At 66.2% G+C, this 23,578-nt stretch carries 24 protein-coding genes; 11 read left to right on the plus strand and 13 right to left on the minus strand.

The features are described 5' to 3' along the window. Positions 1-100 precede the first annotated feature (100 nt). The gene (gene hydA, locus FQU96_RS35400) at positions 101-1,552 is read left to right on the plus strand and encodes a dihydropyrimidinase (protein WP_146546128.1); all 1,452 of its coding nucleotides are present in this window, start codon (positions 101-103) and stop codon (positions 1,550-1,552) included. A 193-nt stretch (positions 1,553-1,745) separates the two neighbouring features. Here hydA and FQU96_RS35405 read toward each other — a convergent pair whose 3' ends face one another. The 6 genes from FQU96_RS35405 to FQU96_RS35430 all read right to left on the minus strand — a co-directional run bounded on the left by FQU96_RS35405 (position 1,746) and on the right by FQU96_RS35430 (position 8,447). Continuing rightward, the gene (locus FQU96_RS35405) at positions 1,746-2,747 is read right to left on the minus strand and encodes an ABC transporter substrate-binding protein (protein ID WP_146546129.1); all 1,002 of its coding nucleotides are present in this window, start codon (positions 2,745-2,747) and stop codon (positions 1,746-1,748) included. A gap of 39 nt (positions 2,748-2,786) precedes the next feature. Further along, the gene (locus tag FQU96_RS35410) at positions 2,787-3,908 is read right to left on the minus strand and encodes an ABC transporter permease (protein WP_146546130.1); all 1,122 of its coding nucleotides are present in this window, start codon (positions 3,906-3,908) and stop codon (positions 2,787-2,789) included. After that, the gene (locus FQU96_RS35415; RefSeq protein ID WP_146546131.1) at positions 3,905-4,792 is read right to left on the minus strand and encodes an ABC transporter permease; all 888 of its coding nucleotides are present in this window, start codon (positions 4,790-4,792) and stop codon (positions 3,905-3,907) included. The genes FQU96_RS35410 and FQU96_RS35415 overlap by 4 nt, the downstream gene beginning before the upstream one ends. Positions 4,793-4,802: 10 nt before the next feature. Then, the gene (locus FQU96_RS35420; RefSeq protein ID WP_146546132.1) at positions 4,803-5,624 is read right to left on the minus strand and encodes an ABC transporter ATP-binding protein; all 822 of its coding nucleotides are present in this window, start codon (positions 5,622-5,624) and stop codon (positions 4,803-4,805) included. A gap of 180 nt (positions 5,625-5,804) precedes the next feature. Beyond that, positions 5,805-7,082, minus strand: a complete 1,278-nt coding sequence (gene preA, locus FQU96_RS35425; RefSeq protein WP_146546133.1) for an NAD-dependent dihydropyrimidine dehydrogenase subunit PreA — start codon at positions 7,080-7,082, stop codon at positions 5,805-5,807. 12 nt (positions 7,083-7,094) lie between these two features. Continuing rightward, entirely contained in the window at positions 7,095-8,447 is a 1,353-nt protein-coding gene (locus tag FQU96_RS35430) for an NAD(P)-dependent oxidoreductase (RefSeq protein ID WP_146546134.1), read from the minus strand. A 135-nt stretch (positions 8,448-8,582) separates the two neighbouring features. On the opposite strand from FQU96_RS35430, the gene FQU96_RS35435 reads away from it, so the two are divergent. After that, positions 8,583-9,254, plus strand: coding sequence for a TetR family transcriptional regulator C-terminal domain-containing protein (locus FQU96_RS35435; RefSeq protein WP_146546135.1), 672 nt, complete (start codon positions 8,583-8,585; stop codon positions 9,252-9,254). On the opposite strand, the gene FQU96_RS35440 is transcribed toward FQU96_RS35435, so the two are convergent. Next, complete coding sequence (locus FQU96_RS35440) at positions 9,244-10,107, minus strand: nitrilase-related carbon-nitrogen hydrolase (protein ID WP_146546136.1); 864 nt, start codon at positions 10,105-10,107, stop codon at positions 9,244-9,246. The two genes, FQU96_RS35435 and FQU96_RS35440, sit on opposite strands and share 11 nt — an antisense overlap. Positions 10,108-10,241: 134 nt before the next feature. After that, complete coding sequence (locus FQU96_RS35445) at positions 10,242-10,430, minus strand: hypothetical protein (protein ID WP_146546137.1); 189 nt, start codon at positions 10,428-10,430, stop codon at positions 10,242-10,244. 242 nt (positions 10,431-10,672) lie between these two features. Here FQU96_RS35445 and FQU96_RS35450 point away from each other — a divergent pair, with 242 nt between their 5' ends. Next, positions 10,673-10,963 (plus strand): hypothetical protein, encoded by a 291-nt coding sequence (locus tag FQU96_RS35450; RefSeq protein ID WP_146546138.1) that lies wholly within the window; start codon positions 10,673-10,675, stop codon positions 10,961-10,963. A 3-nt stretch (positions 10,964-10,966) separates the two neighbouring features. Here the strand turns inward: FQU96_RS35450 and pcp are convergent, their stop codons facing one another. Then, the gene (gene pcp, locus FQU96_RS35455; protein WP_218575000.1) at positions 10,967-11,716 is read right to left on the minus strand and encodes a pyroglutamyl-peptidase I; all 750 of its coding nucleotides are present in this window, start codon (positions 11,714-11,716) and stop codon (positions 10,967-10,969) included. A gap of 24 nt (positions 11,717-11,740) precedes the next feature. On the opposite strand from pcp, the gene FQU96_RS35460 reads away from it, so the two are divergent. Continuing rightward, positions 11,741-13,357: a gamma-glutamyltransferase family protein gene (locus FQU96_RS35460; protein WP_218575001.1), complete on the plus strand. Its 1,617-nt coding sequence runs from the start codon at positions 11,741-11,743 to the stop codon at positions 13,355-13,357. Between the two features lie 24 nt (positions 13,358-13,381). On the opposite strand, the gene FQU96_RS35465 is transcribed toward FQU96_RS35460, so the two are convergent. Continuing rightward, positions 13,382-14,119, minus strand: a complete 738-nt coding sequence (locus tag FQU96_RS35465) for a caspase family protein (RefSeq protein ID WP_178130954.1) — start codon at positions 14,117-14,119, stop codon at positions 13,382-13,384. Positions 14,120-14,384: 265 nt separating this feature from the next. On the opposite strand from FQU96_RS35465, the gene FQU96_RS42905 reads away from it, so the two are divergent. Then, positions 14,385-14,900 (plus strand): methylated-DNA--[protein]-cysteine S-methyltransferase, encoded by a 516-nt coding sequence (locus FQU96_RS42905; RefSeq protein ID WP_370461636.1) that lies wholly within the window; start codon positions 14,385-14,387, stop codon positions 14,898-14,900. A gap of 29 nt (positions 14,901-14,929) precedes the next feature. Here the strand turns inward: FQU96_RS42905 and FQU96_RS35475 are convergent, their stop codons facing one another. Beyond that, complete coding sequence (locus tag FQU96_RS35475) at positions 14,930-16,351, minus strand: MATE family efflux transporter (protein ID WP_146546140.1); 1,422 nt, start codon at positions 16,349-16,351, stop codon at positions 14,930-14,932. A 164-nt stretch (positions 16,352-16,515) separates the two neighbouring features. Here FQU96_RS35475 and mtnA point away from each other — a divergent pair, with 164 nt between their 5' ends. Both mtnA and FQU96_RS35485 read left to right on the plus strand, forming a co-directional pair. Next, entirely contained in the window at positions 16,516-17,625 is a 1,110-nt protein-coding gene (gene mtnA, locus FQU96_RS35480; RefSeq protein WP_146546141.1) for an S-methyl-5-thioribose-1-phosphate isomerase, read from the plus strand. Beyond that, entirely contained in the window at positions 17,622-18,335 is a 714-nt protein-coding gene (locus tag FQU96_RS35485; RefSeq protein WP_146546142.1) for a class II aldolase/adducin family protein, read from the plus strand. Before mtnA ends, FQU96_RS35485 begins: the two co-directional genes overlap by 4 nt. Positions 18,336-18,360: 25 nt before the next feature. Here FQU96_RS35485 and FQU96_RS35490 read toward each other — a convergent pair whose 3' ends face one another. Then, a complete protein-coding gene (locus FQU96_RS35490; protein ID WP_146546143.1) occupies positions 18,361-19,032 on the minus strand; it encodes a hypothetical protein in 672 nt (223 codons plus the stop codon). 162 nt (positions 19,033-19,194) lie between these two features. Here FQU96_RS35490 and FQU96_RS43220 point away from each other — a divergent pair, with 162 nt between their 5' ends. The 4 genes from FQU96_RS43220 (at position 19,195) to FQU96_RS35510 (ending at position 22,641) form a co-directional block, all read left to right on the plus strand. Then, complete coding sequence (locus FQU96_RS43220; protein WP_146546144.1) at positions 19,195-20,703, plus strand: AlkA N-terminal domain-containing protein; 1,509 nt, start codon at positions 19,195-19,197, stop codon at positions 20,701-20,703. After that, positions 20,684-21,238 (plus strand): methylated-DNA--[protein]-cysteine S-methyltransferase, encoded by a 555-nt coding sequence (locus FQU96_RS35500; RefSeq protein ID WP_146546145.1) that lies wholly within the window; start codon positions 20,684-20,686, stop codon positions 21,236-21,238. Before FQU96_RS43220 ends, FQU96_RS35500 begins: the two co-directional genes overlap by 20 nt. A gap of 81 nt (positions 21,239-21,319) precedes the next feature. Continuing rightward, entirely contained in the window at positions 21,320-21,724 is a 405-nt protein-coding gene (locus FQU96_RS35505; protein WP_178130956.1) for a nuclear transport factor 2 family protein, read from the plus strand. Between the two features lie 116 nt (positions 21,725-21,840). Next, positions 21,841-22,641, plus strand: a complete 801-nt coding sequence (locus FQU96_RS35510) for an SDR family oxidoreductase (RefSeq protein ID WP_146546147.1) — start codon at positions 21,841-21,843, stop codon at positions 22,639-22,641. A gap of 35 nt (positions 22,642-22,676) precedes the next feature. Here the strand turns inward: FQU96_RS35510 and FQU96_RS35515 are convergent, their stop codons facing one another. Further along, a complete protein-coding gene (locus FQU96_RS35515) occupies positions 22,677-23,546 on the minus strand; it encodes a GNAT family N-acetyltransferase (RefSeq protein WP_146546148.1) in 870 nt (289 codons plus the stop codon). Positions 23,547-23,578 lie beyond the last annotated feature (32 nt).

The raw sequence follows: 23,578 nt of genomic DNA on the forward strand, positions 1-23,578 counted from the left end.
CGGCCTTCCTGTCATTTCCGCCGTGGAGCGGCGCCTGTGTTTCGCGCTAAACTTGACCGAACGATCAGGTTTCGCAGCGGACACAGGCCAGGAGGGAAGCATGCCCACGCTCATTCGTGGCGGTACCGTGGTGACCGCCGACCACAGCGTTCGCGCCGACGTGTTGTGCGCCGACGGCAAGATCCAGGCGATCGGCGACAAGATCGACGCGCCGGCCGGCACGCAGGTGGTGGACGCCGGCGGCCAGCTGGTGATGCCCGGCGGCATCGACCCGCACACTCACATGGAACTGCCCTTCATGGGCACGACGGCGTCGGAGGATTTCTACTCCGGCACCGCCGCCGGCTTCGCCGGCGGCACCACCATGATCATCGACTTCGTCATTCCCGACCCGCAGGAGCCGCTGCTGGCCGCCTACAAGAAATGGCGCGGCTGGGCGGAGAAAGCGGCTGGCGACTATTCCTTCCACGTCGCCGTCACATGGTGGGATGACAGCGTGCACCGCGACATGGGTACCCTGACGAAGGCGCACGGCGTCAACAGCTTCAAGCACTTCATGGCCTACAAGGGCGCCATCATGGCCGAGGACGAGGTGCTGGTGAACAGCTTCTCGCGCGCCCGGGAGTTGGGCGCCCTGTGCACGGTGCACGCCGAGAACGGTGAACTGGTGTTCCACCTGCAGCAGCAGCTGCTGAAGGCCGGCATCAACGGTCCGGAAGGCCATCCGCTGTCGCGCCCGCCCGAGGTCGAGGGCGAGGCCGCCAACCGCGCGATCCGCATCGCCGAGGTGCTGGGCGTGCCGCTCTACATCGTGCACAACTCGTGCCGGCAGTCGGTGGAGGCCATCACGCGGGCGCGGCTGGAGGGCCAGCGCGTGTTCGGCGAGGTGTTGGCCGGCCACCTGCTGGTCGACGACAGCGTCTACCGCAACCCGGACTGGGCCACGGCGGCGGCCTACGTCATGAGCCCGCCGTTCCGGTCCAAGGAGCACCAGGAGGTTCTGTGGCGCGGCCTGCAGTCAGGCGTGCTGCAGACCACGGCCACCGATCATTGCTGCTTCTGCGCGCCGCAGAAGGCGGCCGGCCGCACCGACTTCACCAAGATTCCCAACGGCACTGGCGGTGTTGAGGACCGCATGTCGGTGCTGTGGCACCATGGCGTCGGCAAGGGCCGGCTGACACCCAATGAATTCGTGCGCGTCACCTCGACCAACGCGGCACAGATCTTCAACATCTACCCACGCAAGGGCTCGGTGAGCGTCGGTGCCGACGCCGACCTGGTGGTGTGGGACCCGACCGCCAGTCGCACCATCTCGGCCAAGACGCACCACCAGCAGATCGACTTCAACATCTTCGAGGGCATGACGGTGCAGGGCCTCGCCACGCACACGATCTCGCAAGGCAACGTGGTGTGGGCCGACGGCAAGCTGAATGCGGTGAAGGGGGCCGGTCACTACATCAACCGCCCGACTTTCGCGCCGTACTTCGAAGCCGCCAAGCTGCAGGCCGACGCCAAGCGCCCGCACCCGGTGCCGCGCGCAGCGGCGGAGTGATTTCCTCCCCAGCGAAGCTGGAGAGGTGCCCCGATACGACGTTTCGACGCGAAGCGTCGGTGGGCGGAGGGGATCCGACGTGGTCTCAGTAACCTGGACACGTGGGGTCTCCCCCTCCGGCTCAGGTACTTCGACGCAAAGCGTCGAAGTACCGAAACGGCCACCTCCCCCAACTGCGTTGGGGGAGGGAAAATTACTTCTTCATCGAGGCGTCGATGACGCTGTGCGTCCAAGCGCCGGCAGGCTTCTTGGTGATCACCGGGTCGGACTTGCCGCCCAGCAGAATACCCACGGTGCGCTCGAAGTCGGCGGGGTCGAGATAGCCGATGCCCTTGGGCTGGTCGGCGACCAGCTTGGCGACCTCGGCCATCATGCGGGTCTGGTGCGCCGCCTTCTGGGCGCCGGTGGCGTCGTTGGCCAGCACGATCTTCACCGCCTCGGGCTGGTTCTTGACGGCATAGTCCCAGCCCTTGGCTGTGGCGCGCACGAAGCGGGCCAGCTTGGCCACCATCGCCGGGTCCTTGAGCTTGGCCTCGGTGGTGTAGAAGCCGTCCTCCAGGGTGGCGACGCCCTGGTCCTCGTATTTAAAGACTAGCAGCTGCTCGGGCTTGATGCCGGCGTCGATCACCTGCCAGTACTCGTTGTAGGTCATGGTCGAGATGCAGTCGGCCTGCTTCTGCAGCAACGGATCGACGTTGAAGCCCTGCTTCAGCACCTTGATGTCGGCGTTGGCGCCCGAGGTTTTCAGCCCCAGCTTGTCCATCCAGGAGAGGAAGGGATACTCGTTGCCGGAGAACCAGACACCCAAGGTGCGACCCTTGAAGTCGGCCGGCGTCTTGATGCCGCTGTCCTTGCGGCAGGTCAGCATCATGCCGGAGCGCTTGTAGATCTGCGCGATGTTCACCAGCGGCACGCCCTTCTCGCGCGAGGCCAGCGCTGCAGGCATCCAGTCGATGATCACGTCGGCACCGCCGCCGGCGGCGACCTGCGGCGGCGCGATATCAGGGCCGCCGGGCTTGATGGTCACATCAAGCTTCTCGTCCTTGTAAAAGCCCTTGTCCTTGGCGACGTAGTAGCCGGCGAACTGCGCCTGCGTCACCCACTTGAGCTGCAGGGTCAGCTTGTCCTGCGCCTGCACTCCCGTTGCCGCCAGCGTCAGCGCGGCAGCGCCGGCCAGCACTCCGATCACTCTCATGTCTTGCTCCTCTCCCTGGTTGATCGCACGCGTTTGCACTCATTGCCGATAGGATGGATGCCAGAAGGTCAGCGCGCGCTCGGCCAGCGCGAGGGCGCCGTAGAAGAGCGAGCCGGCCAGTGCCGCAACCGCAATCGTGGCCCAGACCATCTCGATGTTCATGCGGCCCACTTCGGTCGAAATGCGGAAGCCCATGCCAACGATGGGCGTGCCGAAGAACTCGGCGACGATAGCGCCGATCAGCGACAGCGTCGAATTGATCTTGAGCGCGTTGAAGATGAACGGCAGCGCCTGCGGCAGGCGCAGGCGCAGCAGGGTCTGCCAGTATCCGGCGGCATAGGAGCGCATCAGATCGCGCTCCATGTCACCGGCAGCGTGCAGGCCGGCCAGCGTGTTCACCAGCATGGGGAAGAACGTCATGGCGACGATGACGGCAGCCTTGGACTGCCAGTCGAAGCCGAACCACATGACCATGATCGGGGCGATGCCGACCACGGGAATGGCGCCGACCAGCGCCCCCAGCGGTAGCAGGCCACGCTGCAGGAAGGGCGAGCGGTCGATCAGGATGGCGGCGAGGAAGCCGCTGCCGCAGCCCAGCGCGAAGCCGATCAGCACCGACTTCAGGAACGTCTGGCGGAAATCCAGTGCCAGCACATCGGCGCTGGCGACGATGACATGGCCGATCTGGCTGGGGCCGGGGAGCAGCACACGGGGGATGGCGAAACCGCCAACCACCACTTCCCACAGATAGAGCAGCCAGAGACCGAACAGGGCGGGCACGAGCACGTTGTGCACGAACCGGTTCGCTGCCGTCCCGGCCAGCAGGTCGAGCGCCCGCCACACGAGGCAACCCAGCCCGACGACGGCAAGCCACAGCCCCGGCGCATCCGTGCCTAGCGTGAAGCCGCCCGCCAGGAGCAAGAGCGGCGCCGTGGCACCGGCGGCGACGGCTGCGGCCAAGGTCAGTCCGGCGGCCAGGCCGCGTGGCCGCAGTGCCGCCGACCAGCCGGCCGCGGCACAGGCGGCGACCAGCCCCACGATCGTGACGCCCTGGCCCGACCAGTACACCGGTCCGGCATCGTCGTTGCCGGCGGGCAGGACCAGAGCCAGCAGCAGCAGGATCAGGGCTGCGATGCACAGCCAGTCGCGCCGCCGGATCATGGGCGCGCGCCCATGCGGCGCAGGACGGCGCGCTCGATCATGCCGACCAGGGCCACCAGCACCATGCCCAGGATAGCCGCCATCGCGAGCGCAGCCCAGATCTGTACGGTCTGGCCGTAATAGGATCCGCTCAGCAGGCGGGCGCCGATGCCGGCCTGGGCCCCCGTCGGCAGCTCGCCGACGATGGCGCCGACCAGGCTGATGCCGATCGCCACCTTCAGCGAGGTGAACAGGAACGGCACCGATGCCGGGCTGCGCAGCTTCCAGAACACCTGCGCCGGCGAGGCCGAGTACGTGCGCATCAAGTCGAGCTGCAGCGGGTCGGGCGAGCGCAGGCCCTTCACCATGCCGATGGCGACCGGGAAGAAGCAGAGATACATCGAGATCACGGCCTTGGGCAGCACGCCGGTGAAGCCCAGATTGCCCAGCACCACGATGATCATCGGCGCGATCGCCAGGATCGGGATTGTCTGCGAAGCGATGATCCAGGGCAGCAGCGAGCGGTCGAGCGTACGCACATGCACGATGCCCACCGCCAGCAGGACGCCCAGCGCGATGCCGAAGAGGAAGCCGACCAGGGTCGCCGACGCGGTGACCATGGCGTGGTAGACCAAGCTTCGGTTCGATGTGATGTCGTAGCCGAATACCGATTCGTAGAACTCGATCGCGACCTGATGCGGCGCCGGCAGCACGGGTCGCTCCATCGACCACGTGGCCTCGAGGAGATCGCTGACTGTCCAGTCCGGTTTGTCGCTGAAGGCGAGGTCGATCACTTGCGGCGCGTTCAGCCAGACCGCGGCGGCATACCAGATCACCAGCAGCGCCAGCAGCACGGCGGTGAGCGGCAGGGCATGGCCCTCGCGCCAGGACCGCAGGAAGGTCATGGCTTGAGCCCTAATCATCGTAGCTGTGCCCTGCCCGCAGCGCGACGCGCACGCGGTGGGCGATCTCCAGAAAGGCCGGCGTCTCGCGCACGTCGAGCGTGCGGTCGGGCGGCAGGTCGCTGTCGATCACCTCCACGATGCGTCCGGGCCGCGGGGACATCACCACGATGCGGTTGGACAGGAACACGGCCTCGGGGATCGAGTGGGTGACGAAGATCACCGTGACCTGGGTGCGCTCCCACAGCCGCAGCAGATGCTCGTTCAGGTGATCGCGCGTGATCTCGTCGAGCGCCCCGAAGGGTTCGTCCATCAGCAGCAGCGCCGGCTCGAAGCCCAGTGCGCGGGCAATCGAGACCCGTTGCTGCATGCCACCCGACAACTGCCAGGGAAACTTGCCTTCAAATCCCTTCAGACCCACCAGTGCCAGGTATTTCTCGACCCGGGCTGCCTGCTCGCTCCTGGACATGCCCATGATCTCGAGCGGCAAGGTGAGGTTGCGCCGCACGGTGCGCCAGGGATAGAGCGCCGGCGCCTGAAAGACGTAGCCGTAGGCGCGCTGCAGCCGCGCCTGCTCGGGGCTCATGCCGTTGACGGTGATGATACCGTCGGTCGGATCGACGAGGTTGGCGATCACCCGCATCAGGGTAGTCTTGCCGCAGCCCGACGGTCCGATGAACGAGACGAACTCGCCTGTTCGGATCTTCAGGTCGATGTCCGACAGTGCGATGACCGGGGCGTCCGCCGTTTGGTAGGTCAGTGACAGCTTGCGGATGTCGATGGCAACCGCGGTGTCCTTGGTCTTGGGCCGTTGGGCCGGTTCAGGTGCTGGCATGCGTCCAGTCTGCACTGCTTGGCGTCTCGTATGAAGCCGGTAGCGCCCCCCTTTCCTGGGAGCGCGGGCGTCCCGTCCGCATATGCCTGGAGCGTAGGCGGAAGGCGACATTTTCATCCCTCAGCGCTGACGCGCCGATGCGGGCGGGACGCCCGCGCTCCCAGGGCGCGCCTCCGTCGATCATTCCGCCGCCTGGCGCATCGGGTTGTTGGGATGCTGCGTCCAGTTGAGCGGCGGCTTGCCGGTCGGCACCTCGACCATGGTGATACAACCGGTCACCGGGCAGGCATGCATGCAGAGATTGCAGCCGACGCACTCGGCGTCGATGACCTCGTAGCGGCGCGTGCCTGAAGTGCGCAGCGCCGCGATCGCTTGGTGCGAGGTGTCCTCGCAGGCGGCGTGGCACAGGCCGCACTTGATGCACAGATCCTGGTCGATGCGGGCCAGGATCTTGTGGTTGAGGTTGAGGTACTGCCAGTCCGTAACGTTGGGCACGGCGCGGCCGACCACCGCCGCGAGATCGGCATGGCGCTTCTCGTCCAGCCAGTTGTTGAGGCCGTCGACCATGTCGTCGATGATCTTGAAGCCGTAATGCATGGCGGCGGTGCAGACCTGAACCGAGCCGGCACCCAGCGCCATGAACTCGGCGGCATCGCGCCAAGTGGAAATACCGCCGATGCCCGAGATCGGCAGGCCGGCACACTCGGGATCGCGCGCGATCTCCGCCACCATGTGCAGCGCGATGGGCTTCACGGCCGGTCCGCAATAGCCGCCATGCGTCCCCTTGCCGTCGACCGTCGGCGTCGGCGCCATCTTGTCGAGGTCGACGGCGATGATCGAGTTCACCGTATTGATCAGCGACACGGCATCAGCGCCGCCTCTCTTGGCGGCACGCGCCGGACCCAGGACATTGGTGACATTGGGCGTCAGTTTCACCAGCACCGGCATGCGGGTGTGCTGCTTGCACCAACGCGTCACCATCTCGATGTATTCCGGCACCTGTCCGACCGCGGCGCCCATGCCGCGCTCGGACATGCCGTGCGGGCAGCCGAAATTCAGCTCGACGCCGTCGCAGGCGGTGTCCTCGACCACGGCGAGGATCTGCTTCCAGCTGTCCTCGACGCACGGCACCATCAGCGACACGATCACGGCACGGTCGGGCCAGTCACGCTTGACCTGCTTGATCTCACGCAGGTTGACCTCGAGCGGCCGGTCGGTGATCAGCTCGATATTGTTAAAGCCCACCATGCGCTGGCCGTTGACTTCCAGCGTGCCGTAGCGCGAGGCGGTGTTCACGACGGGCGGCCCGGCTTCGCCCAGGGTCTTCCATACGACACCGCCCCAGCCGGCCTTGAAGGCGCGCACGACGTTGTATTCCTTGTCGGTGGGCGGCGCCGAGGCGAGCCAGAACGGGTTGGGCGACTTGATCCCGGCGAAGGTGCAGCGCAGGTCGGCCATGGCGGTCCTCCCTCAGGCGTTTCGCAGAAAGTGGTCGATCGCATGCGCGGCGCGCTTGCCATCCTGCACGGCGCTCACCGTCAGGTCCTGGCCGCCGCTGATGCAGTCGCCGCCGGCCCACACGTCGGGCAGCGACGTGCGGTGCGCGTCATCGACGACGATGCGACCCTGCCGCAGGTCCAGCAGCTCCCGGCCGCCATCACGGACGGGCGCCGCCACGAAGGTCTGACCGATGGCCTTGAACAGCATGTCCGCCGGCAGCGCAAAGCGCGTGCCAGCGCCGACCAGCTTGCCATCGGCGTCGAGCGTGGTGGACTCGCATTCGACGCCGGACAGGCGCCCACCGTCGCTCAACAAACGCACCGGGCGTGCCCAGTGCTTGATCTTGACGCCGTTGGTCTGGGCAAATTCCTGCTCATGCGGCGTGGCGCTCATGGCGTCGGCCCCGCGCCGGTAGGCGATGGTGACATCCTCGGCGCCCAGGCGCTTGGCCTGCACGGCAATATCGATCGCGGTGTTGCCGCCGCCGATCACCACCACGCGGCGGCCGATCGGCAGCCGGGACTTGTCCGCTGCCTGGCGCAGCCGCTCGATGTAGGCGACGGCGTCCTCGACGCCAGGCAGCGTTTCGCCGTCGAGCGCCAGCGCGTTCACGCCGCCCAGCCCGGTGCCGATGAAGACCGCGTCATAGTCGCGGCGCAGCTGCACCAGGGACACGTCGCGGCCCAGGGCCTGGCCCGGCCGCAGGTCGATACCGCCCAGCGACAGGATGAAGTCGACTTCGCGCTGCGCGAAATCGTGCGGCACCTTGTAGGCGGCGACGCCATACTCGTTGAGGCCGCCGGCCTTGGGGCGCGCGTCGAAGACGACCGTGTCATGGCCCAGCAGCGCCAGGCGATGGGCGCAGGCCAAGCCGGCCGGGCCGGCGCCCACGATGGCGATGCGTTTGCCCGTGGATGCGGCGCGCGTGAACGGCTGGATATCGTGCTCGAACAGCCAGTCGGTGGCGTAGCGCTGCAAAGCACCGATATCGACCGGCTTGCCTTCCTGGGCGGTGCGCACGCAGGCCTGCTCACACAGAATCTCGGTTGGGCAGACGCGGGCGCAAGCGCCGCCCATGATGTTCTCTTCCAGGATGGTGACCGCCGAGCCTTTGACATTGTCGGTCGCGATCTTGCGAATGAAGCCCGGGATATCGATGCCGGTGGGGCAGGCCTCCAGGCAGGGTGCGTCGTAGCAGAAGTGGCAGCGGCTGGCCTCGACCAGCGCGCGCTTGCGATCGAGCGGCGGTTCGACGTCGTCGAAATGGCGTTGGTACTGCTCGGCCGACAGCCGATTGGCCGCGATATCACCGATGTCAGGCATCGTCGCCCTGGCCTTCCGGATGGCGTTGTCCGCAGGGCCGGTCGATGCCAGCGTGCCATCCATTCGAAAATCACAGTAGCGAGAATCTGACCAAACGGTCAAGATTTCACGAGGTAGAGTCCGGGAAAACGGGTGATGGCCAAGCAGGTGGCAGGGCAGGGCGGCCGTATCCGTGCCCGCAACCAGGCGCGCATCCTGGTCGCGGCCGAGGCGGTATTTGCGGAGGCTGGCTTTCAGGGCGCCACCACCGCCGCGATCGCCGCGCGGGCCAAACTGCCCAAGGCCAACCTGCATTACTACTTCGGCACCAAGCGGGCACTCTACCGCGCCGTGCTGGCCAACATCCTTGATCTGTGGCTGGGCACGCTTGATGCCATCGATCGCGAGCGGCATCCGGCCGAGGCATTGGACGACTACATCCGGGGCAAGATGTACTGGTCGCGCGCCAGGCCCAATGCTTCCAAAGTATTCGCCAATGAGATCCTGCACGGCGCGCCGCAACTGGGCAGCTATCTCGCCGACGATCTGCGGCGACGCGTGGCGCAAAAGGCAGCCGTCTTCAAGCACTGGGCCAGCCGCGGCCTCATGGCGCCGGTCGATCCTGTTCATCTGCTGTTCAATCTCTGGGCCATGACCCAGCACTACGCCGACTTCGACGTGCAGGTGCGCGCCGTGCTCGGACGCAAGCGGATGTCCAACGCCGATTTCGCCGCCGCCACCGACGCGATCGTCAGGATGACGTTGATCGGCTGCGGTGTGGTCGCCTCTGTACCTTTCCCCGGTGGGGAGAGGAGGTCTAAGGCTTAAGCAAATCGCCGTAGGTGTCCGGGCGCCGATCGCGGAAGAACTGCCAGAGGTTGCGCACCTCGCGTACCATCTCCAGGTCCATGTCGGCGGTGACCAGCTCGTCTTTGTCACCGCTGGCCTGGGCGATGATCTTGCCGCGCGGATTGACGAAGTAGCTCGAGCCGTAGAATTTGCCGATGTTCCACGGTGCCTCGGTGCCGACGCGGTTGACCGCACCGATATAGCAGCCGTTAGCGACAGCCGCGGCTGGTTGCTCGAGTTCCCACAGATATTGACTGAGACCGGCGACAGTGGCCGAAGGGTTGACGATGTATTCGGCGCCATTCAGCGCCAGCGCGCGCCAGCCTTCGGGGAAGTGGCGGTCGTAGCAGATGTAGACGCCGAGCTTGCAGTAGGCGGTCTGGAATACGGGGTAGCCGAGATTGCCGGGCCGGAAGAAAAACTTCTCGTAGAAGCCGGCGACTTGCGGGATGTGGTTCTTGCGGTATTTGCCCAGGTATGTGCCGTCGGCATCGATCACAGCGGCAGTGTTGTAGTAGACGCCGGTGATCTCCTCCTCGTAGATCGGTGCCACGATGACCATCGCATGCTTGCGCGCCAGCGCCTGCATGAGCTTCACGGTGGGGCCATCGGGGATGCGCTCCACGGCGGCGTACCATTTGCTGTCCTGGCTGGGACAGAAATAGGGCTGGGTGAATACCTCCTGCATGCAGAGCACCTGCACGCCCTGCTTGGCGGCCGCCTCGATGAGCGGCACGTGCGCCGCGATCATGTGCTCGCGGATGGCGGCTGGCTCCAGGTCCGTGCCGCCCTTGAGTTGCATTTGGATCAGCCCGCCTTTGAGCGTGGTCATGGTGCAGCCTCACCGTCCGCTGTTCCTTGAAGGCTGCATGAATCTACCGGACGACGCGTGTCTCTGCGCCGGCGACGCCATGACTTGGACAAGCAAGTCCGCTTGAGAAGGTCAGTAGTTCTGACTGTTTTGTCCTAAAGGGCCGTTGTTACAGATGAACCGAACAGGAAAGTCGAAACGAGACCCGCAAGAAGGATCCCCAGAATCACGAGGCCTGCCAAAGTCGTGTAATCGAGAACGCGCTGACCGATTTCGCTGCGTTGCCGTTGCCCGTTGATATTCTGAGAGGAATTGACGGTGTGATAAGTGTCCCGCTGCGCCATGGGACTGTCTCCGAGGAAGTGGGAGGGCATGCGGCCGTGCTCATGTCGCGCCGAGCAGATCCATCCTGACCGCTATGGACATAAATGCTGTGGCCCGGGATTGGTTGCCAGACGAGGATGCGTCGCGCCACATGTTTGACACGGCCTTGTGGCGAGGGCGCATAACGCTTTCAATGCATTGCGGCCATGTTCGAGCGGCACAGCGAAACTGTCGGGCCGTTCACGGATGGAGCGACCGACTCATGGCGAGAGACAAGGAGCTTCGTGCACTCAAGCGCACTGCCGAGGATATCGATGACGCGCTTGAGCTATACCGGCCATTCATCGCGCCTGCCGAGTCGGATGCCTGGCGCCAGGTCCACGCCTTGCTGCAGGTGATCGGTCGGTTTGCCCAGGAGGCGAACGCACCGGAAGCGGTCTGGCAGGACGTCGAGGACACGCTGCATGAAGTCCACGAAGCGTTGCTGGCCGCCGTCGCGCGCGGCCGCAAAGGCGGGCGCGAGGCGACCGATCCGGCGCCGCCGCCCGGCTGATCTTCAATGTAGTGCACCTGCCGCGAGGTGAATGTCGGTCGTGACCTCGAGTGAGGTTTCGATGGCGATGCGCATCGCAGCGACGAGCGTGTCGAGGCCCAGGCTGGCGCTACCGGCATTGCGAGCAGCCTGTTCCGGCAGGTAGGGAATATGGATGAATCCAGCCCTTCGCACGGATAGATGCGTCGTCTCCGCCAGGTGTCGCAGCATGTAGAAGGTGTGATTGCAGACGTAGGTGCCGGCCGTGTTGGATACCTGTGCCGGCAATCCGGCTTTGAGCAAGCGCTGCAGAATCGCTTTCACGGGCAATGAGGTGAAATAGGCCGAAGGGCCACCGTCGACGACGGGACGATCGACGGGTTGGGCGCCGTCGTTGTCGGGAATGCGCGCATCGTCGACATTGATCGCGACGCGCTCCAGGGACACGTCGACCCGGCCGCCGGCTTGGCCGACACAGATGACAAGATCGGGCGCAAGAGCCGTGAGTTCGCGTGCGAGCGTCGGACGGATCGCACTGAAGACGCAAGGTAGCCGCCGCGCTGCAACGACGTGCCGGCGGCAGCGCCAACCATCGAGTGCACGCGCGACCTCCCAGGCCGGGTTGACGGCATCACCATCGAACGGCTCGAACCCCGTGACCAGAACCCGCTTCACGTTGTGCATCCTTTCCGCGCGCAGCGGATCGCATCGTAGACCCGCGCCGGTCATGGCTGTTACGATTTTATCGATTGAAGGTCGCCGCTCCAGGCCCATTACCAATGAGAGGAACGCGCAAAGATGATTCAGCGTAAACAGGCGATGATCGTGGCGCCGCAGCCGGAAGCCGTCGAGGCCGGCGCCGATATGCTCAGGGCGGGCGGCAATGCGGTCGACGCCGGGATCGCCTGCGCCCTGGTGCAGGGCGTCGTGGATCCGATGATGTGCGGTATCGCCGGTTTCGGCAGCTGCGGCATCTACATGCCGGCCAAGAAATTCCACGGCTACATCGATGCCCACGCGCCGGCCCCTCTGGCGGCGCGTCCGGACATGTGGGCCAACCTGATCGAGGCCGAAGCACGTGACGGCTATGGCTTCATTCTCAAAGGCCGGGTCAACGATATCGGCTATCGTTCGATCTGCGCGCCCGCCAATTTGCGCATGTATTACGCGGCGCAGCGCGCGCATGGCGCACTGCCCTGGGCGCAGATCGTCGAGCCGGCCATCCACTGGGCGCACAACGGTTGGACAGTGCGACCGCATGTGCATTTCTGGTGGGCCGACGACGGCGCCATGGGGCGCGCGCCCAATCACGAACGGCTGCGCTTCACGCCGGCGGCGCGCCGCCTCTACTGTCGGGACGATGGCTCACCCAAACGTGTCGGTGATACGGTGGTCAACCGCGACTATGCCGAGGTGCTGCGCCGTATCGCCCAGGGTGGCGCCGATGTCTTCTACGAAGGCGAGATCGCACAGGCGATCGCCGCGGATATGAAGCGCCACGATGGCCTCATCACGGCGGACGATCTCAGACAGTGGCAGCCGACGCACAACGCGCCGCTATGGGGCACCTACCGCGACTGGCGTGTCTCCAGCAACCAGCCGCCGGGTGGTGGCGTGATGCTGATCCAGATGCTGAACATCCTGGAGAACTTCAACCTTGCCGGGCTGGAGCACAATACGGTCGAGTACATTCGCGTGGTGTCCGAGGCGATGAAGCGGGCCACCATCGACAAGGATCGCCATGTCGGTGACCCGAAGTTCGTCGATGTGCCGCTCGCCAAGCTGATCTCCAAGGACTACGCGTGCGCGATGGCCGACGAGATCAAGCAGGGCGTGAAGGCGAGCGTGCCGCGCTTCAACAGCGGCACGCCGACCAAGGATACAACCCACATCTCGGCCATCGACAAGGACGGCAACTGCTTCACCATGACCCATTCGCTGGGCATGCCCTCGGGCGTGATCACCGAGGGCCTGGGATTCATGTACAACGGCTGCATGGGCGTGTTCGACCCGCGGCCGGGGCGTGCCGGCAGCATCGCGCCGGGCAAGGCGCGTTTCAGTTCCGTGGTGCCGTCGATCCTCTTCCGCGGTGAAAAGCCCGACCTGATCATCGGTGCGCCGGGTGCGACACAGATCGCCATGGGGGTCCTGCACGTCGTGCTCAACGCGCTCGACCACGGCATGACCATGGTCGAGGCGGTGTCGGCCGCGCGATTCTCGGCAACCAGCGATGCCATCGACGTCAGCAACCGCATCCCCTGGGCCACCGAACGGGCGCTGCAGGGCCAGGGATATGATGTGATGCGCAGCCCCTATACCTTCGGTTTCGCCGCTGTTCACGCCATCCGCGTGCATCCCGAGGGCCTCGACGGTGGCGCCGACCCGGGCCACGACGGCATGGTGCTGGCGGTCTGACGGATCAGCCGGCGCGCCGGCTGATCATCGCGCAAGATAGAGCGCATCCGTGAGCGCACTGTAGGTCCACGGAATCTGGCGGTTACCCGTCGCGTCCGACACATCGCGCCGAACGCGACGGAGCATCTGTCCAGCCTCAAGCCTGGGTGTCAGCAGATGCTTGAGAAGAGCGGTCGTGAGCGGCCTGTGCGGCCCCTCGCTGTCGATGATGGAGCCGCCAGGCTCGGTCGCGAACACGATCAGTGTGTTGCTACCGGCGGAGTCGACAATGTTTGTCGTCGCGCGCGGGCGTTGGCGCTGCCTGGCGAACGGGTCGTCGCGGGGAGCGTCGATGACCATGATCTTGACCTTTGCGCCACGCATCTGGCGCAAGACGCCGTCTACCGACAGGGTGGCGGCATCAAGGTCGGTATCGGCGCCAGGCGCGGCATCGATCGGGACCAGGTAAGCTGCGCCGGAACTTCCCAGGCCATGGCCTGCATAGAAGAAGAGGGCGATATCCGCCGAGGCTGCCTTGTCGGCGAAGTCCTGCAGCGCCGTGCGCATCGGGGCTGTGCCAAGGTCGAAGCCTGAAACAACCTCGAAGCCGAGCTGGCCCAGAGCAGCCGCGATGGCGTGCGCATCACCGACGGATTTGGCCTGTGCGGGTATTTGTTGGTAGGCGCCATTGCCGATCACCAGCGCAACGCGACGCTCGGCAGACGCTGTGCTCGTGATTGTCAGGCAGAGAATGGCAATAACCAAAACCGCGATCCGGCGCATGGCTCCCCCAGAAAACCGGGAACACGAACAACCGACCCAACGCGCTATGAAGTGCGAAACCGTACCTGGAATCGTCGATTGCTGGTACAGCTGCCGTGACGCTCCGTCGGGCAGCGCTCGCCATGAAGTCAACTCATCGCGAAGCGGGACCCTGTGGAGGCAAGGAATTGGTCGCCCGATAGCGGAGCGTACATCGCTGGTGTCGTGCCTACATTCGACCTGCAGCACACCGAAGTGTGCGTTTCGAATGGAGAGGACGATGTCCATGATCAACGACACAGGCCGCGACACCATCCGGTACGCGACCGGTCGGTGCTGGCTGGGCGGCATTCTCGTCGCGTCGAGCGCCAGCGGCGTTTGCGCCATTCTGCTGGGCGACGATACGGATGCGCTGGCGCGCGATCTGCGGCAACGTTTTCTCGACGCCGACGTGATCGAGGATGACGGCGATGCGGTCCGGCATCTCGCCGACGCCATCGATCTTGTCGAGGCGCCGACACGACCCGTCGTGCTGCCGCTTGACCCACGGGGCACGGCATTTCAGCAGCGTGTCTGGGAGGCATTGCGGGAGATCCCCGCCGGCAGCACGGCCAGCTATGGCGATGTCGCCCGGCGGCTGGGGGAGCCCAGGATGGCGCGCGAGGTGGCGGAAGCCTGTGCCGCCAATGCCCTCGCCGTGGCCATTCCATGCCACCGCGTCGTCAAAACCGGCGGCGCGATCTCGGGCTATCGCTGGGGCGTGCGGCGTAAGCGCGCCCTGCTGCAGCGCGAGGCAGCTTAGGTCACGGACACGCGCACGGTGACCTTGAGCTACTTTCCAACGGCGGGAGATGTCGTGCCTGTCAAGGGCGCGGCAGCCCTGCGGGCTGGCGCCGGGGGGCGCCACGGTGTGAACGCCAGCACGGCGCCAGCGAGCAGACCATAGGCGACCATGGCTGTCGCGATGACCCAGCACAGGGTTGCGTAGTCGCCGCCCCAGCGGATCGTGATTGCGGCGCCGGCGAGGACCAGCACCAACCGGGCGGTGGCGGCCAGCACGGGTTCAACGACGCGGCCCGAGCCTTGGGTGGCGAAGTACAGGCAGATGCCGAAGCCGAACAGCGCGAAACTCGGGCCGACCCGCTGCAGGTATGTGGCCGTTGCCGCGCGCAAAGCCGGATCGACCGTATAGAGACCGCTCCACCAGTGCGGCATCACGGCGAAGACGGTGCCGATGATGCCGCAGATCGCCGCCGCGACCAGCGCGCCGATGAACGTGATCTGTCGCGCCCTGGTGATCTGGCCGGCGCCGACATTCATGCCCACCATGGGCACCAGGGCTGCGCCGATGCCGAACACGATCGAGATCTGCAGCATCTCCAGCCGTGCCCCGATGCCGTAGCCGGCGACGATCGCGGCGCCGAAGCCGCCGACGACGCCCGACAGGACCATCACCGCGAAAGCGTTCTGCAGCGAGAAGAAAATCGCCACGCCGCCCACCCGCAGGATATCGCGGAACATCGGCCAGGACGGCCGCACGCCGTCCACGGCGGGCCGGACGCGTGAACGCGACGAGCAGAGGAAGGCGAGGGTGGCCAGCGCCCCGAGGCCATTGGCCAGAATGGTCGACCAGCCGATGCCGGCGATACCGAACGACGGCAGCATGCCGAGCCCCTGCGTCAGGGCGTAGGCGATCGCCATCTGCACCGCGGACGTCGTCAGCAGGATGGCGGTCGGCATCGCCATGTTGCCGGTGCCGCGCACGATGCTGAGCAGGGTGTTGGCCAGCCAGATCGTGGTGACGCCGGCGAACAGCGTATCCGAATAGTACAGCGCCAGGTCGAGCACGATTCCGCGAGCTCCCATCGCGCCATAGATCACCGGGCCGAACCCGCGCATCACCAGCGTGAACAGCAAACCGAAACCAAGTGCGATCAATATCGCGTGCAGAACAAGCGCGCGCGCCCGGGCCAGATCGCCGGCGCCCAGCGCCCGCGCCACCGATGACGACACGCCGCCGCCCATGGCGCCGGTCGACATGGTCTGCATCAGGACGAGAAAGGGAAAGACGTAGGCGTTGGCGGCCAGCGCGTCGGCCCCCAGCGTGCCGACAAACACCGTCTCAACCACGATCACCAGGCTCTGGACGATCACGGTGAGCGCGTTGGGTGCCGCCAACCGCAGGATCGTCGGCAGAATCGGGCCAGTCAGGATCGCCTGTTCGCGGGCGGTACGCGTGGGAAGCGGCGACAACTCTGATCCTCGCGATCGTGTGGTGTGTACCTACACGCATCCGGATGCCGAGGCACCCGAGAATGCCGGTCCATCTGATAATTTTTCCTCATGGATTGCGCGGTCACCCATCCCACCGGCCCGGCCCTTGACAGGGTGGGGAGCGCCCGGAAACTGTGCGCCCCATGAAAATCGACGGCAAACCGTACCGCACGATCTGGCTCGCCGATGATGGCCGCTCGGTCGATGTCATCGACCAGACGCAACTGCCGCACGCCTTCGTTGTTCGCCGCCTGACGTCGATGCCGCAGGTCGCCGATGCGATCCGTACCATGGTGGTGCGCGGCGCGCCGCTGATCGGCGCGGCCGGCGCCTATGGCGTGGCCCTGGCGATGGCGGAGGACCCCGGCGACGGCATGCTCGATCACGCCCACGCGACCCTGCTGCAGACGCGGCCAACGGCGGTCAATCTGCGCTGGGCGCTGGACGATGTACGCGGCCGGCTGCGGCCATTGCCGCCCGGCGCGCGTCGCGATGCCGCGTACGCCCGGGCCGCGGCGATCTGCGATGAGGATGTCGCGATCTGTCGGGCGATCGGCGACAACGGGCTGCGGTTGATTCGCGACATCGCGGCGCGTAAGCAAAGCGGCGAGCGGATCCAGGCGCTGACTCATTGCAATGCCGGATGGCTCGCCACGGTCGATTGGGGCACGGCTCTGGCGCCGATTTATCGCGCCCACGACGAAGGCATTCCCATCCACGTCTGGGTCGACGAGACGCGGCCGCGCAATCAGGGCGCCAGCCTGACGGCCTTCGAGCTGGGGCGGCACGGCGTGCCGCACACCGTGATCGCCGACAATGTCGGCGGACACCTGATGCAGCACGGCATGGTCGATTTCTGCATCGTCGGCACCGACCGTACGACCCGAGGCGGCGATGTGTGCAACAAGATCGGCACCTATCTGAAGGCGCTGGCGGCGCACGACAACAACGTACCGTTCTATGTCGCCTTGCCCTATCCCACGATCGATTGGACTCTGAGCGACGGTGTGCGGGAGATCCCGATCGAGCGCCGCGACGGTCGCGAGGTCTCGCATATTGCGGGCCGCACCGCATCCGGCACACTTGAAGAGGTGTTGCTGGTGCCCGATGGCAGCAACGTTGCGAACTATGCCTTCGACGTGACGCCGGCACGGCTGGTCACCGCCCTGATCACCGAACGCGGCATCTGTCCAGCCAGCGAAGCCGGGCTGTTGTCGCTCTATCCGGAGCAGCGGGAGGTTCGCCGGGCATGACACGACCGCCGGCGGGAAAAACGGCGGAAGCCGGATTGCGTCGTGCCTTGATCGATACCTGCCGGCGGATGAATGCGCTGGGGATCAACCAGGGCACGTCGGGCAACGCCAGTGTCCGACTGGCGGGCGACCGGTTCCTGATCACGCCCAGCGGCGTCGTCTATGACGCGATGACACCGGCCCAGATCCCCACGATGACCTTGAGCGGGCGATGGTATGGCGCACGGCGGCCTTCGTCCGAGTGGCGTTTCCATCGCGATATCCTGGCGGCGCGACCGGATGCCGGTGCCGTGATCCATACGCATGGTCCATTGGTCACGACCTTGGCCGTGCTGCGCCGGGATATCCCAGCCTTCCACTACATGGTGGCGGTGGCCGGCGGTGATTCAATCCGCTGTGCGCCTTATGCCACCTTCGGCACCCAAGCGTTGAGCGACCTGGCGCTCGCCGCGCTGGACGGGCGACGCGCCTGTCTGCTGGCCAATCATGGTCTGATTGCCATCGGCGCCACGCTCGAGAAAGCGTTGGCGCTGGCAGTCGAGGTCGAAGCGTTGGCCGGCATGTACCTGCGCGCCTGTGCCATCGGTACGCCGGCCTTGTTGAACGATGCGCAGATGGCCGAGGCCCTCGACCTGTTTCGCGCCTACGGTACGCCGGCTTTCCCCGACTCCGACCTGGTCCACGCCGGAGCACGTGCGCCGCGCACCTAGCTCGCAGTCTGCCCATGGGGCGCAATCAGCGTCGCCCGATACCGTCATCGAAATAGACCGTGCCGGGATTGGCCTTGAGGTCGGCATAGGTCGGTGAGTTCTGAATGGCGGTGTAGAGAGGTGCGGCATCCGCAGCGGAGACGGTGGCACCCGGCGTCTTCCAGATCTTCTCGGCGACGGTCCACGACGAACCGTCGGGATCGTTCAGGTTCATCGCCCAGTACGGCCGCTTCGGAGTCATGTTGTCGGCTGGCGTCTGTGAGTGGATGTCGTAGAGCGCGTCGGCGATATAGGCGGACGCCTCGTTGCGGATGCCCAGCGACCCGATGGCAGGCCTGATCCGTCCGGAGCGCGGTGGTTTGAAGCCGCGGGCATCGTAGAGGGCGTGGACGCACTCGTGGATGATCGTGGCGCGATCCCCACTATTGCGGCCAAATGTGGCGATCGGTTCAGGAAAGACCAGCGTGTTGATGTCGGGATCGTAGTACGCACCGACATTGGGCGGCATCCTGGCGGCTCCCACCCTGATATGTCCCATACGGCCCGAGTTCGGACTGAGCGCCTGGGCGATGGCGGCAAATGCGAAGCCGTGAAACTCCTGGTTGTCGTGCCGGAAATGGATCTTTTGGGTTTCCTTGCTGATCAGCAGAGACTGCACGAATTCCCGCAGGTCCTTGAGTTCCGCGAACGTTGCCACGCGCCTCTCCTCGCCCAGGTACCAAGGACACGAACGTCGCTCCGGGCGGCCGTGCGGTCCGCTCCATCAACACCACGGCGCTGACCTCATTCCCCGGACAGAGGAGGGAATAATGTCCGAAAACCGCGAGACGACGGCGCGGAAGCGGGCGATGATGCGGCCATGGACCTCGACCATGATGCCTGCTACCGCGCCATCCAGACGCGCGACGCCCGCTTTGACGGACGACTGTTCATCGCCGTCAAAACCACCGGGATCTACTGCCGGCCGATCTGTCCGGCACGCACGCCCAAGCGCGAGAATGTCGTCTTTTTCGCCACGGCCGCGGGTGCCCAGGACGCCGGCTTCCGGCCCTGCCTGCGCTGCCGGCCCGAGACATCGCCCGATCTTGCTGCCTGGCGCGGCACGTCCAACACCGTATCGCGGGCGTTGGCGCTGATCGAAAGCGGGGCGCTGGATGCCGCTGACGTCGACGCGCTGGCCGATCGCCTGGGCGTGGGTGAACGCCAGTTGCGGCGGCTGTTCCGCCAGCACCTCGGTGCCTCGCCGATTGCCGTGGCGCAGACGCGACGCGTGCTGCTGGCCAAGCAGCTGATCCACGACACCCAGCTGTCGATGGCGCAGGTCGCCCTGGCGGCGGGCTTCGGCAGCGTCCGGCGCTTCAACGAAACCTTCCAGCAACTCTTCGCCCGGCCGCCCATCGCCCTGCGGCGCGCCCGGGCGGCGCAGTCCGCGGGCGACAGTGCCGGTGCTGTTTCCCTCACGTTGGCCTACCGGCCGCCCTACGATTGGCCCGCTATGCTCTCGTTCCTGGCGGCGCGCGCGATCCCCGGTGTCGAGGTCGTGGCGGGTGAGCGCTATGCGCGCACGATCGCGATCGGCGGCGGCAAAGGCACGTTGATGGTCGAACCTGCCGCCGGGCCACGCGTCAAGGTCACGGTGCGATTTCCGCACCTGCGGGCATTGCCCACGATCATCGCGCGCGTGCGCCGCGTGTTCGACCTGGCGGCTGACCCCGTCACCATCGGTGCGCACCTCGCGCACGATCCTGCCCTGGCGCCGCTGGTCGCGGCCCGACCGGGTTTGCGGGTGCCCGGCGCCTGGGATGGCTTCGAGTTGGCGGTGCGCGCCATCCTGGGCCAGCAGATCACGGTGGCGGCTGCAACGGGGCTTGCCGGCAAGCTGGTGCGGGCTCATGGCGAGGTGTTGCCGCCATCGGACGGCGCCATGCCCGGATTGACGCATGTGTTTCCCACATCGCAACGTCTGGCCTCTGCCGACGTCGCCGCGCTGGGCATGCCGGGCGCGCGGGCGGCTGCACTGCGATCGATGGCCGCCGCGGTGACTGCCGACCCGATGCTCTTCGGCCCGCGCCGTAGCCTCGATGAAGCGATCACACAGCTGCAATCCCTGAGCGGCATTGGCGAGTGGACGGCGCAGTACATCGCCATGCGCGAGTTGCGCGAGCCCGACGCTTTTCCGGCGTCCGACATCGGCCTGTTGCGCGCCATGGCCGATGCGGCCGGAACGCGGCCATCGCCGGCGCAGCTGCTCGCCCGCGCCGAGGCGTGGCGGCCCTGGCGCGCCTATGCCGCCCTGCATCTGTGGGCGGCCGATGCCTCCAGTACACCCCTTGATCGGGAGATTGCCGATGACCGCCGTGCCGCCTGACCATTTCCGAGTCGACCGCCTGAAGACGCCGATCGGCGAGGCGTTGCTGGTCACCGATGCCGACGGGCACCTGCGCATGCTGGACTGGAGCGACTTCGAGGCGCGCCTGGAGCGCCTGCTGCGTCGCCAATACGGCGCTATCAAGCTCGTGCCGGGTCGCGCACCGGCGGACATGCGCCGTGCGATCGACGACTATTTCGCGGGCGATCTCGCGCAGCTGAGAACCATCGCATGGCGCACTGCCGGCACGCCGTTCCAGCGCAAGGTCTGGAAGGCGTTGTGCAGCATCCCTGCTGGCAAGACGCTGAGTTACGGTGCGCTTGCGGTGAAGCTCGACATGCCGCGTGCCATGCGCGCTGTCGGTCTTGCCAACGGCGCCAACCCCATCAGCGTGGTCGTGCCGTGTCATCGGGTGATCGGTTTCGATGGCTCGCTGACCGGGTATGGCGGCGGCCTCGACCGCAAGCGCTGGCTGCTGACGCATGAGGGTGCTGCGTTCCGCGACAAACCGCTTTCGCGGGCGCTGGCGGCGTAGCGTGCGCATGTTCCGTCCGGAAGCCGCCAGACTGCGGCGGCCATGACCGGTAGCCTCCCTTCACATCGAAGGGAGCGTCCGATGACTGATATCGAGATCCAGGATTTTGTGACCCGGTTTGCTGCTGCCTGGGCAGCGCGCGATGGCGAGGCGTTTCTCGCCTTGTGGCATCCCGACGGGGTCTTGCATTATCCGCTGGTCGACCGGCCGATCGCCGGCAGCGAACTGGGACGTCTCAACGACGTCCAGAAGGAAGCGGCGCCGGATCTCGTCTGGCAGCTGCTCGACTGGACGTCACGCGGCGATGTCGTGATCATCGAATGGCAATCGACGCGCATCGTATCGGGCCGGCGATTCGACTGGCGCGGTGTCGACAAGTTGCGGCTGAAGGACGGCAAGATCATCGAGGAACGCGTGTACATGGACACGGCGCTGCTGCGCGCCGCGCGGACTGGAAGCGCGCCCGAGCCGTTGATCCGTCTGTGACGTCCGGTATTCCGACCTGCGGTCAAGATCGACATCGGAGTCGACGACGCGGACGGGGCACGCTTAAGTCTCCGGCCTGAACTACAGGCTGACGACCGTCGAGGAGACAAGTACCCATGGATCCGTTTCGGGAGAATCTGTTCGCCGGCAAGACGGCGTTCATTGCCGGCGGCACGTCGGGCATCAATCTTGGCATTGCCAAGCGCCTGGCCGGCCTGGGTGCCAAGGTTTCGGTTGCCGGCCGCGATCCGCAGAAGGCGACCAATGCCGCGGCCGAGATCGGCGGCACTGACGTCGCCGTTGGTTTGTCGTGCGACGTGCGCGTTTATGCTTCGGTCGAGGAAGCGCTGGACAAGGCGGTGGCCACCTTCGGCAAGCTCGACATCGTGATCTCGGGAGCGGCCGGCAATTTCGTGGCGCCGGCACTGGGCATGTCGGCCAACGGCTTCCGCACCGTTGTCGACATCGATCTCAACGGCACGTTCAACGTTTTCCGGGCATCCTACGCTCACCTCAACCGTCCTGGCGCATCGCTGATCGCGATCACGGCGGGACAAGCGGTGAACGCCCGCATGCTGCAGGCCCATGTCTGCGCCGCCAAGGCCGGCATCAATCATCTCGTGCGCGTGCTGGCCATGGAGTGGGGGCCGACCGGCGTGCGGGTCAACGGCATCTCGCCCGGGCCCATCGCCGATACCGAAGGCATGGCCCGCCTGACACCGACGCCGGAGTCGGTGAAGGCGCTCACGGACCGCATCCCGCTACGCCGTTACGGCACCAAGGACGAGATCGGCGACGCAACGGCGTTCCTGTGCAGCGCGGCGGCAAAGTATGTGACCGGTACGATCCTGGACTGCGATGGGGGCTCGCAACTCGGTGATGCCAGCACCCGCGACGGTGCGCATGGCCTGATGTAAATGTTGGGTGCCCGAGGGCACCCAACATCGACAGCTCAGAAGCGCACCAGGCCCCAGTCGCCGATGGGCTCGAACCCCAGGGCGCGATAGGCGCGCTGGGCGGCATTGTTGGCGACATCGGTGAACAGCACGGCGCGGCCAGCGCCGGCCTGGCGCGCCCGCAGCAGGCTGCCGGCAACCGCCATCCGGGCAAAGCCGCGGGCGCGCCCGAAAGGTGGTGTATAGACGCCGCCGACCTGCACCACGTCGGGCAATGCCGCGTTGAAGCCAGTGAACGCTACCGGCCGGCCCTGCGCCTCGACCACCCAGGCGCGGCCTTCGGCGTGCAGGGACGCCACGTCTTGGCTCGCTGCGTCCCAGGTCGCGCCGTCGCGCGGCAGGTCGAACATTTCGACAAGGTATTCCAGGCGCCACGCCGCCAGCAGCGGCAGATCGTCATCGTCCGTAGCGCGCACAGTGATGTTGTCGGTCGTCAGTGCCCGCGGCACGACCAGTTCCGTGAGCGGTAAGGCGAAGAGGATCTCGCGCGCGCAGCGCTTGGCAACGCGGCCCTTGAGGGTGCGATGCATCAGGATCGCGGCAACCTGGTCCCAGCTGCCCACAACGCCTACGACATCGCGACCGGATGCCGCGATCGCCGCGTCGAGCAGCGCCCGCGCGGCATCGCCGCCGGCGGGAGCCAGCGGCATCACGTTGCCGTTCCAGTAGTGGGCGACGACACCCACGACCTCGTCGTTGACCAGGGCCGCGGCGTAGGTGCCGCCGTAGCGGCGCCCATCGTCGACCGCGCCGGCGTGGCGAAGGTTCGAGCGTTGGAACAGGGTCAGGTCAGGGCAGCGGGCGAAGAACGCCTCCAGACGCGGCTCGTCCCCGGCACCCAGAATACGGATATCGAACGCACACATAGGATCCCCCTTTGCGAAACCGGTCGCCGGGG

Source organism: Reyranella sp. CPCC 100927 (assembly GCF_007859315.1).
Lineage (GTDB): Bacteria > Pseudomonadota > Alphaproteobacteria > Reyranellales > Reyranellaceae > Vineibacter.

Excerpts from the sequence above, each read along its gene's own strand:
- hydA (WP_146546128.1), top strand. The coding sequence starts at position 101 with ATGCCCACGCTCATTCGTGGCGGTACCGTGGTGACCGCCGACCACAGC.
- FQU96_RS35405 (WP_146546129.1), bottom strand. The coding sequence starts at position 2,747 with ATGAGAGTGATCGGAGTGCTGGCCGGCGCTGCCGCGCTGACGCTGGCG.
- FQU96_RS35410 (WP_146546130.1), bottom strand. The coding sequence starts at position 3,908 with ATGATCCGGCGGCGCGACTGGCTGTGCATCGCAGCCCTGATCCTGCTG.
- FQU96_RS35415 (WP_146546131.1), bottom strand. The coding sequence starts at position 4,792 with ATGACCTTCCTGCGGTCCTGGCGCGAGGGCCATGCCCTGCCGCTCACC.
- FQU96_RS35420 (WP_146546132.1), bottom strand. The coding sequence starts at position 5,624 with ATGCCAGCACCTGAACCGGCCCAACGGCCCAAGACCAAGGACACCGCG.
- preA (WP_146546133.1), bottom strand. The coding sequence starts at position 7,082 with ATGGCCGACCTGCGCTGCACCTTCGCCGGGATCAAGTCGCCCAACCCG.
- FQU96_RS35430 (WP_146546134.1), bottom strand. The coding sequence starts at position 8,447 with ATGCCTGACATCGGTGATATCGCGGCCAATCGGCTGTCGGCCGAGCAG.
- FQU96_RS35435 (WP_146546135.1), top strand. The coding sequence starts at position 8,583 with ATGGCCAAGCAGGTGGCAGGGCAGGGCGGCCGTATCCGTGCCCGCAAC.
- FQU96_RS35440 (WP_146546136.1), bottom strand. The coding sequence starts at position 10,107 with ATGACCACGCTCAAAGGCGGGCTGATCCAAATGCAACTCAAGGGCGGC.
- FQU96_RS35445 (WP_146546137.1), bottom strand. The coding sequence starts at position 10,430 with ATGGCGCAGCGGGACACTTATCACACCGTCAATTCCTCTCAGAATATC.
- FQU96_RS35450 (WP_146546138.1), top strand. The coding sequence starts at position 10,673 with ATGGCGAGAGACAAGGAGCTTCGTGCACTCAAGCGCACTGCCGAGGAT.
- pcp (WP_218575000.1), bottom strand. The coding sequence starts at position 11,716 with ATGGGCCTGGAGCGGCGACCTTCAATCGATAAAATCGTAACAGCCATG.
- FQU96_RS35460 (WP_218575001.1), top strand. The coding sequence starts at position 11,741 with ATGATTCAGCGTAAACAGGCGATGATCGTGGCGCCGCAGCCGGAAGCC.
- FQU96_RS35465 (WP_178130954.1), bottom strand. The coding sequence starts at position 14,119 with ATGCGCCGGATCGCGGTTTTGGTTATTGCCATTCTCTGCCTGACAATC.
- FQU96_RS42905 (WP_370461636.1), top strand. The coding sequence starts at position 14,385 with ATGATCAACGACACAGGCCGCGACACCATCCGGTACGCGACCGGTCGG.
- mtnA (WP_146546141.1), top strand. The coding sequence starts at position 16,516 with ATGAAAATCGACGGCAAACCGTACCGCACGATCTGGCTCGCCGATGAT.
- FQU96_RS35485 (WP_146546142.1), top strand. The coding sequence starts at position 17,622 with ATGACACGACCGCCGGCGGGAAAAACGGCGGAAGCCGGATTGCGTCGT.
- FQU96_RS43220 (WP_146546144.1), top strand. The coding sequence starts at position 19,195 with ATGGACCTCGACCATGATGCCTGCTACCGCGCCATCCAGACGCGCGAC.
- FQU96_RS35500 (WP_146546145.1), top strand. The coding sequence starts at position 20,684 with ATGACCGCCGTGCCGCCTGACCATTTCCGAGTCGACCGCCTGAAGACG.
- FQU96_RS35505 (WP_178130956.1), top strand. The coding sequence starts at position 21,320 with ATGACTGATATCGAGATCCAGGATTTTGTGACCCGGTTTGCTGCTGCC.
- FQU96_RS35510 (WP_146546147.1), top strand. The coding sequence starts at position 21,841 with ATGGATCCGTTTCGGGAGAATCTGTTCGCCGGCAAGACGGCGTTCATT.
- FQU96_RS35515 (WP_146546148.1), bottom strand. The coding sequence starts at position 23,546 with ATGTGTGCGTTCGATATCCGTATTCTGGGTGCCGGGGACGAGCCGCGT.